The organism is uncultured Aquimarina sp., assembly GCF_947492115.1.
Taxonomy (GTDB): domain Bacteria; phylum Bacteroidota; class Bacteroidia; order Flavobacteriales; family Flavobacteriaceae; genus Aquimarina.
Genome location: NZ_CANLMM010000006.1, coordinates 56,319 through 69,791, shown reverse-complemented (window position 1 = coordinate 69,791; position 13,473 = coordinate 56,319). Strand labels below are relative to the sequence as shown.

Genomic DNA, 13,473 nt, shown 5'->3' with positions numbered 1-13,473 from the left:
CTGAAGAGCTATTAGAAAGAATTTTTAATGTCTTTCTAATAGCTTTTTCTTTTTTTAATATTAATTGCAGGATGATGTAGAATTCTATCTTAACCATTCTTTATAAATACACTTCAAATCATTAAATTTGCACCATTCTGCTAAAAAAGTAGATGTTGAAAAATCAGAATAAAGTATATGTTTGATAATTTAAGTGATAAGTTAGATAAAGCGTTACATATTTTAAAAGGTCACGGTCAGATTACTGAAGTAAATGTTGCTGAGACACTTAAAGAAGTACGTAGAGCATTGGTAGATGCTGATGTTAATTATAAAATTGCTAAAGATTTTACAGCAACCGTAAAGGAAAAAGCTTTAGGTCAAAACGTGCTTAAATCGCTTAAGCCTGGTCAATTAATGGTTAAACTTGTAAAAGATGAGTTAACTGAATTGATGGGTGGTGATGTAGCTGGAGTTAATCTCTCAGGAAATCCTTCTGTCATCTTAATGTCAGGTTTACAGGGTTCTGGTAAAACAACATTTTCTGGAAAGCTAGCGAATTATTTAAAGAATAAAAAAACTAAGAAACCACTTTTAGTGGCTTGTGATGTTTATAGACCAGCAGCGATAGACCAGTTGCATGTTGTTGGTGAACAAATTAATGTAGAGGTTTTTAGTGATAGAGGTAACTCTGATCCAGTTGCTATTGCAAAAGCAGGTGTTGCTCATGCAAAAGCTAATGGATTTAATGTAGTTATAATTGATACTGCAGGTCGTTTAGCTGTAGATGAGGTGATGATGACCGAGATTGCAAATATTCATAAAGCCGTTACTCCAAATGAAACATTATTTGTAGTAGATTCCATGACTGGGCAGGATGCTGTTAATACTGCGAAAGCATTTAATGATTTATTGAACTTTGACGGAGTAATCCTTACGAAGCTTGATGGAGATACCAGAGGTGGAGCAGCTATTTCTATTAAATCTGTTGTAAATAAACCGATAAAATTTATTGGTACTGGTGAGAAGATGGAAGCTATCGATGTGTTCTATCCTTCCAGAATGGCGGATCGTATACTGGGGATGGGAGACGTAGTTTCTTTAGTGGAAAGAGCGCAGGAGCAATTTGATGAAGAGGAAGCAAGAAAGCTACAAAAGAAAATTGCAAAAAATCAATTCGGTTTCGATGATTTCTTAAAACAAATCCAGCAAGTAAAGAAGATGGGAAATATGAAAGATCTTGTGGGGATGATTCCTGGAGCTGGTAAAATGATGAAGAATGTAGATATAGATGATGATGCATTTAAGCATATTGAAGCAATTATTCATTCCATGACACCTGAAGAGCGCACAAAACCTCAAATTATTAATGCGAGTAGAAAAAAACGTATTGGAAAAGGTTCAGGAACCTCAGTTCAGCAGGTAAATCAACTACTTAAACAGTTTGATCAAATGAGTAAAATGATGAAGATGATGCAAGGTGGCGGAGGAAAGCGTATGATGCAAATGATGGGTAAGATGAGATAACTTTTATAATCAATTAATAATTTTAAATATAGAGTAGGGGCTTACTATGGAAGTTTTAGACGGAAAAAAAATAAGTAACGATATAAAAAACGAAATTGCTGCTGAAGTTCAAAAGATGAAAGATCGCGGCGAAAAAGTTCCACATTTAGCAGCTGTTTTGGTTGGAAACGATGGGGCGAGTTTAACTTATGTAGGAAGCAAGGTAAGAGCTTGTGAAAAAATCGGATTTGAGTCTACTTTAGTTAAAATGCCAAGTACTACAAGTGAGGTAGAATTACTAGCAAAGATTAAAGAGTTAAATGAGAACTCAGATATCGACGGATTTATAGTTCAATTACCATTACCTCCTCAGATAGACACGCAAAAAGTGCTTTTGGCAGTAGATCCTGATAAGGATGTAGATGGTTTTCATCCAATGAATTTTGGAAAAATGGCCTTAGATATGTCAACTTTTATACCAGCGACACCGTTTGGTATATTAGAGTTGTTAGAACGTTATAATGTAGATACCAAAGGAAAACATACTGTTGTAATTGGAAGAAGTCATATCGTCGGTAGACCCATGAGTATTTTAATGGGTAGAAAAGGTTGGCCTGGTAATTCAACAGTTACGCTTACTCATAGCCACACAAAAAATATTACTCAGATTATTTCTCAAGCTGATATTGTGATCTCCGCTTTAGGGGTTCCTAACTTTTTAAAAGCAGAAATGGTTAAAGATGATGCTGTTATTATTGATGTGGGTATTACCAGAGTTGCGGATGATTCTAGAGAAAAGGGGTATAGAATTGTAGGTGATGTGGATTATGAAAATGTAAGTAAGAAAGCTTCTTATATTACACCTGTTCCCGGTGGTGTAGGACCTATGACAATAGCCATGTTACTTAAGAACACTTTGTTAGCAAGAGAAAGACATAGAAAATAAGTTTCTTTTTATTGTTTAAGTGTATTTAAATTAAATAGAAATATCATTTCATAAAAAAGCTCTAGTTCGATTGAACTAGAGCTTTTTTATGCTGCTTATTAGGTTGTTTTAGAAAGTTGTTATTTAGTCCAGTTTGTAGAGAACTAAGCAGAAAGGAAAATAAAAGAGGTGCCATTTTTATGGCACCTCTTTTATTTTTACATTTATTATTGGTGATAATAAATTATAATTATGTGTGTTTTTTAATATTTTCCGAACGCGCTTGCGTCAATATTGTCTTGATCTTCTGCATCATTACCATAAAGTGTTCCATTTGGTAATAAGTCAAGAGATAAACTATATGAAGGTACATTCATTCCTTCAGGAGTTTTGATCGTGTTGTAATCTAAGATATCCTGACCTTTTTCGTATAGAGGATTCTTCGTAAATTGTCCTTGTCCTCTTCCTTTAGGAGCATTTGGATCTTCTCTCCAATCTTTTCCATAAGCAATAACACAGTAGTACTCACCTTCAGGAATATTTCTTATGTATTGTGTTTGATTACTATTGATATATACAATTCTGATTGTTTCATCATCTTTTGCTGTTTTACCCATTTTCACAAGTTTTACAACAACATCTGTATTTTTACCAACTTCTATTTTAAGGTAGTTGTCCAACTTATACTCGAACTTACCTTTAAAGTTAAAGGATTTCGGTGTTGCTCCAGATTTGTATGTTTTCTTTTCCCAGCTTGAGAATTTATTTTCTCTTACTGCTTTAGATGGAGCAGCGGCAGCTCTATTAGAAGAACTTGCATTGCTTCCGTTAGAAGATGTTTTTGATTCTATAGGTGTATAAGCAGTTTCAGTAGAACCAAGAGTTCTTTTGTTTGCCTCTTCTAATGCTTTCTGAGTTTCAGCTAATTCTGCAAGTCTTCTTTGCTCAGCCACACTCTTATTTTTATTAGCGGCAGCAGCGGCAGCGGCAGCAGCCGTTGCTTCCTGTTCTGCTAATCTTTGTAATCTTTCAGCTTCTGCAATAGCTTTTCTCGCAGCTTCGGCAGCAGCTATTTTAGCAGCTTCAGCATCTCTAATTGCTTTTTCAGCAGCAGCTTTAGCAGCTCTTTTCTTAGCTTCTGCAGCTTTAGCAGCTCTTTCAGCTTCAGCAATACTATTATCTTCTGCCAATAACTTGGTAAGTACGAATCCATTACCATTCTTATATTGTACAGTACTCCAATCACCATATCCAGAACTAATAACGTATACTTGAGTTCCTTGTGGTATCTCACCGATAATATCAAAATTCGCTCCAGGTCCAGTTCTTAACTCTAACTTTGCAGTAGACATTAAATAGCGGTCTAATGACTTTATCTGAGCGAAAGTCGAAGAAGTCATCACCAATAACAAAATAAATGTAAAAATTGATTTCATAATCTTTCTGTGTTTACATAATTAAAATTCAAAAATAAAGCAGATTAGGGTCTATAATCTTTGTATTGCTTTTTTTCGGGTTTACTCTATAATATTAAAAAATTTATTCAAATTCATGTTCAAAAATGCGCTTTCAAAAAATATGCCAAACTTGTTTTTTTGACATTTAGAAATTGTTAACGATTTATTGTTTCGTTAAAAATATTTCCAATTTTAAAGAACGTTTTAGTTTGTAAGTTTCTGATTTTAAGCGATTTACACGTGTTTTTTTATAGTGTAAGTTTAAACTTGTTAATTAATCACCTGAAATGAAAACTATTAAACTATAAACAAAAGTAAGTTATTAATCTGAAAAACGCAACTAGTTTTCACTTTATTTACATAAAGTTTTACTTTTTTTTTATTCAATTTGTGTTTTTCAACGATTTTTTTGTGTATTACATCTGATTTATATTGATTTTATTGGGCTTGAAGTCGGTTCGTGTTTTTTGTTAGTTCGTGATAATATTTTTTAGGTTTTTTCGAAGATGTGAATGAAGTTAAAAACTTAAATTTTCACAATATTTTAACATAATTAATTATGCTTGCATAGCTTTTTTTTAAATTTGAGTAGATTGAATTTTACTTTTATTAGATTTATTGTTTTGATAATTAAATAGTTATATTTTTTCTACTCTTCGTTTTTATAAAATCGAAAATTGTTTTTGAATTCTTGAAAAGTGGTGTTTCATTTTATCTATTATGGTTTTACCTTGGGGGTATTTTGGAATTTATTTGGCATAATTTTTAGCCATATTTATCTATGGTCAGAAATTGCTGACGGTTTTTTGTGTGTACGATTTTAGTGAGAATTTGATTTTTATTCAGAAGAATTTGTTGTTGTGCAACTAGAATATGCTTAGTGAGTATTCTTTATTAATTCAGGGAATTTTTTCTGAAAACGTTTTAATCTAGGCACGGAAATATTTTGAATATACCTGTTGTAAGGGTTTCTTTTTTCATAATCCTGATGGTATTCTTCTGCTTTCCAAAATTTTTGAAAAGGCATGATTTCTGCAGCAATTTTTCTATTGATACTTTTGCTTAAAAACTCCTTCTTTTTTGTAATAATTTCCTTTTGAGTATCATTTTGATAAAATATAATGGATCGATATTGGGGACCTCTATCAGGGCCTTGACCGTTTATTTGGGTTACATTTTGTGATCCAAAATATACATCTACTAAGGTAGAAAACGAAACTATTTTAGGGTCGTATAGTACTTCAACAGCTTCTGCATGACCGGTCCGCCCTGTATTACTTGATTCATATGTCGGGTTTTCTGTATGTCCTCCGGAATACCCAGAAATAACCTCTTCTACGCCAATTACACTTTCATAAATTGCTTCAACACACCAAAAACATCCACTTGCAAAATAAGCTCGTTCCAATCCATTTATTGGTTCAACTTGAACAGGCGTCATATTTTGTGTTTCTGTATTTGTTAGTGTATTTTTCGTTTGACTAGTTCCTTGGCAGCCAAAAAGTAAAATCGAAATAGTGAGTGTGCTATATAATAATGTCTTCATGATAATAGTTTTTGCTATTAGTAGTCTGAGTTTTGAAAGAAACCTTTCAAGATGCACTTGTAGCAAAATTAATTAGATTCTGAGTAATGAGGTCTTAAAGAAGTTGTAAATAAAGAAGGCTATCATATCGATAGCCTTCTTTATTTAAGTTTTATTGAATTTTTTATCCATTCATGGATATTAGAAATTCGTCGTTATTTCTCGTTTGTTTAAATCGCTCATTAATGAATTCCATCGCTTCGACAGGATTCATGTCTGCTAAATATTTTCTCATTACCCACATTCTTTGAATTGTGCTTTCGTCTAATAAGATGTCATCTCGACGTGTGCTAGAAGAGGTGAGGTCAATTGCAGGGAATATTCTTCTATTAGATATTTTACGATCTAATTGTAATTCCATATTACCAGTACCTTTGAATTCTTCAAAAATAACTTCATCCATTTTAGATCCGGTTTCGGTTAAAGCTGTTGCAATGATTGTTAATGATCCTCCATTCTCAATATTTCTGGCAGCTCCAAAGAATCGTTTTGGTTTGTGCAAAGCATTAGCATCTACACCACCACTTAGAATTTTACCAGAAGCAGGCTGTACTGTGTTATATGCTCTTGCAAGACGTGTAATAGAGTCTAATAATATGACAACATCATGGCCGCATTCTACTAATCTCTTAGCTTTTTCTAGAACGATATTGGCAATTTTGACATGTTCATGAGCTTCTTTATCAAAAGTAGAGGCTATTACTTCTCCTCTTACATTTCTTTGCATGTCTGTTACTTCCTCTGGGCGCTCATCAATCAGTAATATCATTTGATACACTTCAGGGTGATTTGCTGCGATTGCATTAGCAACATCCTTTAGTAACATGGTTTTACCTGTTTTAGGTTGTGATACAATCATACCACGTTGTCCTTTTCCGATAGGTGAGAATAAATCCATGATTCTTGTAGAGATAGTACTTTGCTTCTCTGCAATTTTGAATTTCTCCTGAGGGAAAAGAGGAGTAAGGTGTTCAAAAGATACTCTATCTCTTACTACCTGCGGGTCAAGTCCATTGATTTTGTTTACTTTTATTAAAGGAAAATATTTTTCTCCTTCTTTTGGAGGTCTTACTTGTCCTAAAACGGTATCTCCTGTTTTTAATCCAAAAAGTCTTATTTGAGATTGAGATACGTAAATATCATCAGGAGAAGAAAGGTAGTTGTAATCACTAGATCTTAAAAAACCATATCCATCTTGCATGATGTCCAGAACTCCTTCACTCTGAATAATTGCATCAAATTCATAATCGGGTTCTTTATAGCGATTTCTGTTATCTCTATTTCCATTATCCCTGTTTCCGTTATTTTCTTTTTTATTATTGTTGTTATTACGGTTTTTGTTCTGGGATTTATCGTTATTCCTGTTTCTATTGTCCTTTCTTTCTTCTTTTCGCTCTTCCTTTTTATCCTCTTGTTTTTTGTCCTCTTGCTTTTTCTGAGGTTTTTTGTTTACAACAGGTTGTTTGTTGCTTTGATTTGTGTCTCTTGCTTCTTTTTTAGGAGTAGTGCTTTTTTCCTGAGCGCCTGTTGCTTCTTTTGTAGTAGCTGTATTCGGTGCTTGAGCTTTTTTTGTGCGAGGTCTTTTTTGACGCGCAGCAGGTTTTGGTTCAGCTTTTTCGGTTTTAGCCGAAGTATCTTCTGTAATGACCTCTTTAACCTTATTAGGGTTCGCCGCTTGGTAATCTAATATTTGATATACCAAGTCTAATTTTTTCATGCTGCGAAATTTAGGCACATTTAAACTTTTCGCAATTTCCTGTAGCTCAGGAAGCTTTTTCGCTTTTAATTCAGAAATCTCTAACATTTAAGTTTGTTATATAATTTAAGGTTCTGGTGTTAAATTTTCTAAAGAAGAATTCTAGGAAAATTTTATTAAGAAGGTAAGTAACCTAATTAAGAATGGGTTACATAAATTGTGATGCAAGTATACGACTTTATTTTTGATTTTTTACACATATTTATAAAAAGAAACTCTTATTTTTGCTTTTCCAAAAGAAGAAGGGGTAATGATACAACGAATTCAATCCATATACTTACTATTAGTAGCGTTAATAGCTAGTGTAGTTTCTACATTAGTACCTTACGGATTTGATCAAGATAAAAATGAATTATTAGCAAAAGATAATCTTTTGGTGTTAGGAATGTTTGCTGGATCTGCGGTTTTAGCAGTGGTGAGTATTTTTTTGTTTAAAAATAGACAGCTTCAATTTGTTTTGGGGCGAATCAATATCTTATTAAACTTTATTTTACTAGGAGTATTTGTTTATTGGTCGCTAACATTATCTGGAGAAACATTGGTTTCAGAGAAAGGTATTGGGATGTTACTTCCTATTATTTCTATCGTTTTATTAGTGGTAGCCAATAAGGCTATTAAAAAGGATGAAAATCTCGTAAAATCAGTAGACCGATTACGATAAACCTAAAATCTTAGTAGTATTAGTGCGTTAGAACCCGGAGTATGCCAACTTCGGGTTCTTATTTTTTACCAAGTTCGATTACTTCTAGATTTTCTATTTTATCCTGATCTATAGTAAAGCGCAACATTGTTCTTACTTTATGGAAGCCATGTTTTCCCGCGGCTCCAGGATTCATGTGTAATACTCTATTTGTTTTATCAGGAATTACCTTTAATATATGAGAGTGGCCACATATAAATAAGTCAGGAGGATTGTTTTGTATTTCTTTTCTGGTATTACTGTTATATTTTGGTGGATAGCCACCAATATGGGTAATCCATACAGATACTTTTTCGCAATGAAATCGTTGATGTAAAGGAAAGCTTACTCTTGCTTTATCATTATCTATATTTCCATATACCGCTCGAAGCGGTTTTATATTTTCAATTGCATCCGTCACACTTAAGTCTCCTATGTCTCCTGCATGCCAAACTTCGTCCGTTTGTTCTACATAGTGTAAGATCCGATCATCTATATAACTATGAGTGTCACTTAGTAAAAGTATTTTTTTCAAATTGATGTATTGGTTTGGTTTATTATCATATAAATAATCGCAAATATGTTCGTAGAATTAATCTCTTTTATATGAAGTATATTTGCCATCATATTAAAAACAAAAATAGAATAAAGCTTTGAGATATTTTTTAGAACTTTCTTATAAAGGAACTTCTTATCATGGTTGGCAAAGACAGCCTAATGCAATTTCTATACAAGAGGTGTTAGAAAGTTCTTTGTCCTTATTATTAAAAGCAAAAATAGAGATTGTTGGAGCAGGAAGAACAGATGCAGGTGTTCATGCAAAACAGATTATGGCGCATTTTGATTATGAAAAGGATATCGATGTAGACCAATTATGTTATAAGCTTAATTCTCTTCTTCCTAAAGATATTGCAATTCAAAAGATATATTTAGTGCAAGAAGAGGTGCATGCTAGGTTCGACGCTATGAGTAGGTCATATGAGTATATTATTACTTTAGAAAAAGATCCTTTCAGTATAAATCATGCTTACTATCTTAAAAAGGATTTGGACATAGATTTAATGAATAAAGCTGCTAAATTACTGTTAAACTATACGAACTTTAAATGTTTTAGTAAGTCCAAAACCGATGTAAAAACGTATAATTGTACTATTACAAATGCTGTTTGGGAAAGAAATGGCAGTTTGTTGATTTTCAAGATTACGGCTAATCGTTTTCTCCGAAATATGGTTAGAGCTGTCGTAGGAACTCTTGTAGAAATAGGAGAGCATAAATTAGATCTTGAAGATTTAAAAGAAATTATAAAAAGTGAAAATCGTAGTGAAGCTGGGTATTCTGTACCAGCTCATGGATTATATTTGACGAAAGTAGCATATCCCAATACTATATACTTAACACAATAATGGCTGGAAAAAGCGGAAAAGCATTTGATTTTAAATTATTCAGAAGATTGATAGGGTATACAAACCCTTATCGATTTACCTTTTATTTCGTAGCGCTATCTGCAATATTGTTGTCAGGATTTGCTATACTAAGACCGCTACTGCTGCAAAAAGCGATTGATAAAAGTTTTATCCCTAAAGACGGTAATTTAATCTTGTTTTACATCGGTTTAATGCTAGGAGTATTGCTGTTAGAAGTAGTGTTTCAATTTCTGTTTATTTATTTTGCAAACTGGTTAGGGCAAGAAGTTATAAGAGATATAAGGGTAAAACTTTTTGATCATATGTTGAGTTTTAAAAAACAATATTATGATCAATCTGCTGTGGGAAGATTAGTTACTCGTGCGGTTAGTGATATAGAAACCATAGCAAGTATTTTTAGCCAAGGACTTTTCATGATTATTAGTGATCTGCTTAAAATGTTTGTGATTCTTTGTTTCATGATTTATTACAGTTGGCAACTTACATTAATTGTTCTTGCTGTATTACCTTTTATTGTTTTTGCTACCAGAGTTTTCCAAAGAAAAATGAAAACAGCGTTTGAGGAAGTAAGAACGCAAGTTTCTAATCTTAATTCTTTTGTACAAGAGCGAATAACAGGAATGAAGATTGTTCAGCTTTTTACCAGAGAAGAAATAGAGTATAATAGTTTCAAAGAGATTAATGAAAAGCATAAAAAAGGTTGGATAAAAACCGTGTGGTATAATTCTATCTTTTTTCCAATTGCCGAAATGTCGAGTTCTATTACTACTGGATTGATCGTATGGTATGGAGGTTTAAAAGCTGCACAAGGAGATGTGATTACCTTGGGTGTGGTGATTGCTTTTATAGAGCTCTCACAGATGCTTTTTAGACCTCTGAGACAAATTGCAGATAAGTTTAATACACTGCAAATGGGTATGGTAGCGGCAAATAGAGTATTTGCAATTCTAGATACCGAATCTAAGATCAATGATTTTGGACAAATAGAGCTTGAAACAATAAAAGGAGCAATTGATTTTGAAGATGTAAGGTTTAGTTATGTTGAGGACGAAGAGGTTTTAAAAGGAATCTCGTTTTCGGTAAAACCAGGAGAAACCGTAGCGATTGTAGGAGCTACTGGTGCTGGAAAATCAACCATTATCAATTTACTAAATAGGTTTTATGAAATAGATGATGGAGTTGTTTCTATCGATAGCACAAACATTCATGATATTGATTTAAAATCCTTAAGGAATCATATCGCAGTAGTGTTACAGGATGTGTTTTTATTTGCAGATACTATTTTTAATAATATTACACTTAACAATCCTGATATCACAGAAGAAAGGGTGGTAAAAGCTGCTAAAGAGATAGGAATCCATGATTTTATAAAAAGTCTTCCAAATGGATATCATTATAATGTAAAAGAAAGAGGTGTAATGCTTTCTTCCGGGCAAAGACAATTAATTTCTTTTCTAAGAGCGTATGTAACCAACCCTGGAATTTTAGTGTTGGATGAAGCTACCTCTTCTATAGACTCGCATAGCGAACAACTGATCCAAGATGCTACGGATAAAATTACTCAGGGAAGAACCTCTATAGTAATTGCTCACCGACTAGCTACCATCAAAAATGCAGATAAAATTATTGTAATGGATAGTGGTAAAATTGTAGAGCAAGGAAATCATAACGAACTACTAGAAGTAGAAAATGGGTATTATAAAAACCTCTACGACGTGCAGTTTAGCGAAATGAGGGAGGTTTAATTAATTAACCCGCTTTCTTTTAATATTCCGGAAGCTATTCCTGCGATAATCGCAATTCCAAACACTATTAAACTTATTAATAGAAATCCAACAAAACCTTTAATTATGACTCTCCAATAACTAACATTATATAAGTTTTTGAACAAGAAGGTTGCATAAATAAGTTGTATTAATAAAAATATAGAACTAGTCTCCTCTACGTAGTCTCCAAAACAAAAAGTAATAATGTAGGGTATAAAAGTAAGTATGGTAATATGAGCTATGAGATACGCATTGATTACGTTGTGTTCTAGAAAATTGTACTTTCTGTATTTTCTAAAGACAAAGCGAGACATGAGTGAAAACAGAGGTATTAAGATAAAATATCCCAAGGTTGGAAATTTTTCTACCGTTTCTTTTAAAAACTCTACCACCTCAGAATTTTTATCACTTTTATCTATTTCAGAAGCAATGTTAAATGCTTTCTCCTTTATAAAACTTAAAAGAGTAGATAGGGTAAGAGATAATAACAGATAAGATGGTAAGTTTAAATGCTTTTTTCTAACTCCATTGATATAGTCATTAATAACAATGTGAGGTTTTATTGTTAAGTCCTTAATGGTTTTTATAAGGGTACCATCAATATTTAAATATACTTCTGTTATTTCAGTAATTAAATTTTTATAGGTAATTCTTTTTGTAATCTTTTTAGCTCCGCAGTGAGAGCAAAAGTTTACATTTTCAACATTATATCCGCAGTTCTTGCAATTAGAAACTGTAACAGTTTTATCCATTTATTTCTTAGGTGATTTTTAAATATTTGATGTTTTAAATAGAAGAGCTTCCGTCGATAGGCATTACACCACTTTGTATCATAATAAAAGCAATAACAATGGAGAAAATAACAAATAATATGCTCATGATTACAAAAAATAATAGTGTTTTTAAAATGATTTTTTTCCAACTTAAGTCATATAGCTTCTTTAAAACATATGCGATGTAGAATATAGAAGCAGAGAATTGAATCCATAGTACTGGGTAAAGATTCTCAACAGTTAAAAGTATAGGCAAGGTTATGAAACTTATTACCATGGTAATGTGTGAATAAGCGTATAGATGAATAACCAAATGTTCCGTTAGATTATACTTTTTATAATTTAAAAACACAAGCCTAGATATTAAGGCTAATATCGGAATTGTTAAGAAAGAGGTAACAGATTGGTATTCAAAAGAAATATCAGATGCTATTTTACTTACTTCTAGTTGTTCTTCGGAGACCATTGTTTTCGCAAATATATCCTCCATGTATTTTTTTAGAATAAATGTATATAAACTTGCTATGGTAAGAGAAATTGCAAAATAACTAAAAACGTTAATGTATCTTTTTCTAAGTCCATTGATAAATCCATCAATCACATCCTTTGGTTTTGTGAAAAGATGAACGAATGTTCTAATAAAAGAATTATCTAAGTTTAAAAAACGATCACTAAATTCTTGAGTTAAATTTTTAAAAGTAATTCGCTTCGTAATTTTTTTAGCACCACATTCTGGACAAAAGGGAAAGTTGGCAATTTCGAAGCCACAGTTCTTACAATATTTAATGTTACTAAGTTTATTGTCCATCTATTGTAGATCTTTCTTTATTTTTTCAATTAATTCTTCTGGTGTTTTAAAGATGACAAATTCACCATTTTTTATATAAGATATCTGACCAGTTTCTTCACTTACAATAATAGCTAATCCATCGGTTTTTTCGGTAATTCCTATGGCAGCTCGGTGTCTTAATCCAAATCGTAAAGGGATGTCTCTGTCGTTTGATACTGGTAATATCACTCGAGTAGCAACAATTCTATTGTCTTCAATAATCATAGCTCCATCGTGTAATGGACTATTTTTATAAAAAATACTTTCTATTATTGGTGTTTTTACTAATATATCGAGTTCATCACCTGTGTTTTTAACAAAGTCTAATGCGGTATTTCTTTTAATTACAATCAATGCTCCTGTAAAGGTATCTCCCATTTTCTGACAAGCTCTTACAATAGCACCCACATCCGTTACACTATCTTCTGGAGTGTCTCTTATGAATTTTAATTGTCGCAAAAATTTTCTTCTTCTACCAAAGTTTGTAGATCCAATCATAAGAAGAAATTTTCTAATCTCTTGCTGAAAAACAACAATCAACGCAAACATTCCTACGCCAATAAACTCCCCTAAAACACTACTAAGCATCTCCATCGCCAGAAACTGAGTTAGTTTCCAGACAAGATAGATCATTACGATTCCTATAAAAATATTGATAGCGGCAGTACCTTTAACCAATTTATACATATAGTAGAGTAGCAGTGCTACCAACACGATATCCAGGATATCTAATATTCTAACATTGATTAAATCCAAAGGCGGTCTTTTTGTAAAAATAGAAAAATTAGCGAAAC

At 32.4% G+C, this 13,473-nt stretch carries 12 protein-coding genes; 5 read left to right on the top strand and 7 right to left on the bottom strand.

Annotated features, from left to right (window positions below; all coding sequences use genetic code 11):
* The first annotated feature begins 177 nt into the window (after positions 1-177).
* On the top strand, positions 178-1,506 hold the full coding sequence (gene ffh, locus Q1A73_RS17945) for a signal recognition particle protein (RefSeq protein WP_299608285.1): 1,329 nt from the start codon (positions 178-180) through the stop codon (positions 1,504-1,506).
* Positions 1,507-1,552: 46 nt separating this feature from the next.
* Positions 1,553-2,431: a bifunctional 5,10-methylenetetrahydrofolate dehydrogenase/5,10-methenyltetrahydrofolate cyclohydrolase gene (locus Q1A73_RS17940; protein ID WP_299608283.1), complete on the top strand. Its 879-nt coding sequence runs from the start codon at positions 1,553-1,555 to the stop codon at positions 2,429-2,431.
* A 242-nt stretch (positions 2,432-2,673) separates the two neighbouring features.
* Here the strand turns inward: Q1A73_RS17940 and Q1A73_RS17935 are convergent, their stop codons facing one another.
* From Q1A73_RS17935 to rho, 3 genes are all read right to left on the bottom strand, one after another.
* Positions 2,674-3,846 carry an SH3 domain-containing protein gene (locus Q1A73_RS17935; RefSeq protein ID WP_299608281.1) on the bottom strand — a complete coding sequence of 391 codons (1,173 nt, stop codon included), beginning with the start codon at positions 3,844-3,846 and terminating at the stop codon, positions 2,674-2,676.
* A gap of 898 nt (positions 3,847-4,744) precedes the next feature.
* A complete protein-coding gene (msrA, locus tag Q1A73_RS17930; RefSeq protein ID WP_299608279.1) occupies positions 4,745-5,413 on the bottom strand; it encodes a peptide-methionine (S)-S-oxide reductase MsrA in 669 nt (222 codons plus the stop codon).
* Positions 5,414-5,576: 163 nt separating this feature from the next.
* Positions 5,577-7,256 carry a transcription termination factor Rho gene (gene rho / locus Q1A73_RS17925; RefSeq protein WP_299608277.1) on the bottom strand — a complete coding sequence of 560 codons (1,680 nt, stop codon included), beginning with the start codon at positions 7,254-7,256 and terminating at the stop codon, positions 5,577-5,579.
* A 202-nt stretch (positions 7,257-7,458) separates the two neighbouring features.
* Between rho and Q1A73_RS17920 the strand changes: the two genes are divergently transcribed.
* Positions 7,459-7,869 carry a DUF4293 domain-containing protein gene (locus tag Q1A73_RS17920; RefSeq protein WP_299608274.1) on the top strand — a complete coding sequence of 137 codons (411 nt, stop codon included), beginning with the start codon at positions 7,459-7,461 and terminating at the stop codon, positions 7,867-7,869.
* Positions 7,870-7,927: 58 nt separating this feature from the next.
* Here the strand turns inward: Q1A73_RS17920 and Q1A73_RS17915 are convergent, their stop codons facing one another.
* Positions 7,928-8,422: a metallophosphoesterase family protein gene (locus Q1A73_RS17915; protein WP_299608272.1), complete on the bottom strand. Its 495-nt coding sequence runs from the start codon at positions 8,420-8,422 to the stop codon at positions 7,928-7,930.
* 118 nt (positions 8,423-8,540) lie between these two features.
* Between Q1A73_RS17915 and truA the strand changes: the two genes are divergently transcribed.
* Entirely contained in the window at positions 8,541-9,290 is a 750-nt protein-coding gene (gene truA, locus Q1A73_RS17910; protein ID WP_299608270.1) for a tRNA pseudouridine(38-40) synthase TruA, read from the top strand.
* Positions 9,290-11,056: an ABC transporter ATP-binding protein gene (locus tag Q1A73_RS17905; protein WP_299608268.1), complete on the top strand. Its 1,767-nt coding sequence runs from the start codon at positions 9,290-9,292 to the stop codon at positions 11,054-11,056. Before truA ends, Q1A73_RS17905 begins: the two co-directional genes overlap by 1 nt.
* On the opposite strand, the gene Q1A73_RS17900 is transcribed toward Q1A73_RS17905, so the two are convergent.
* Genes Q1A73_RS17900 through cdaA form a run of 3 tightly spaced genes read right to left on the bottom strand, consistent with a single transcriptional unit; the run spans position 11,053 to position 13,435 of the window.
* Entirely contained in the window at positions 11,053-11,829 is a 777-nt protein-coding gene (locus tag Q1A73_RS17900) for a DUF3667 domain-containing protein (protein WP_299608266.1), read from the bottom strand. The genes Q1A73_RS17905 and Q1A73_RS17900 overlap by 4 nt on opposite strands.
* A 34-nt stretch (positions 11,830-11,863) precedes the next feature.
* Positions 11,864-12,658 (bottom strand): DUF3667 domain-containing protein, encoded by a 795-nt coding sequence (locus tag Q1A73_RS17895; protein ID WP_299608264.1) that lies wholly within the window; start codon positions 12,656-12,658, stop codon positions 11,864-11,866.
* Positions 12,659-13,435, bottom strand: a complete 777-nt coding sequence (gene cdaA, locus Q1A73_RS17890; RefSeq protein ID WP_299608262.1) for a diadenylate cyclase CdaA — start codon at positions 13,433-13,435, stop codon at positions 12,659-12,661. It abuts the gene before it with no gap.
* Between the last annotated feature and the right edge of the window lie 38 nt (positions 13,436-13,473).

Coding starts and splice junctions, on each gene's coding strand:
- ffh (WP_299608285.1), top strand. CDS start 178: ATGTTTGATAATTTAAGTGATAAGTTAGATAAAGCGTTACATATTTTA.
- Q1A73_RS17940 (WP_299608283.1), top strand. CDS start 1,553: ATGGAAGTTTTAGACGGAAAAAAAATAAGTAACGATATAAAAAACGAA.
- Q1A73_RS17935 (WP_299608281.1), bottom strand. CDS start 3,846: ATGAAATCAATTTTTACATTTATTTTGTTATTGGTGATGACTTCTTCG.
- msrA (WP_299608279.1), bottom strand. CDS start 5,413: ATGAAGACATTATTATATAGCACACTCACTATTTCGATTTTACTTTTT.
- rho (WP_299608277.1), bottom strand. CDS start 7,256: ATGTTAGAGATTTCTGAATTAAAAGCGAAAAAGCTTCCTGAGCTACAG.
- Q1A73_RS17920 (WP_299608274.1), top strand. CDS start 7,459: ATGATACAACGAATTCAATCCATATACTTACTATTAGTAGCGTTAATA.
- Q1A73_RS17905 (WP_299608268.1), top strand. CDS start 9,290: ATGGCTGGAAAAAGCGGAAAAGCATTTGATTTTAAATTATTCAGAAGA.
- Q1A73_RS17900 (WP_299608266.1), bottom strand. CDS start 11,829: ATGGATAAAACTGTTACAGTTTCTAATTGCAAGAACTGCGGATATAAT.
- Q1A73_RS17895 (WP_299608264.1), bottom strand. CDS start 12,658: ATGGACAATAAACTTAGTAACATTAAATATTGTAAGAACTGTGGCTTC.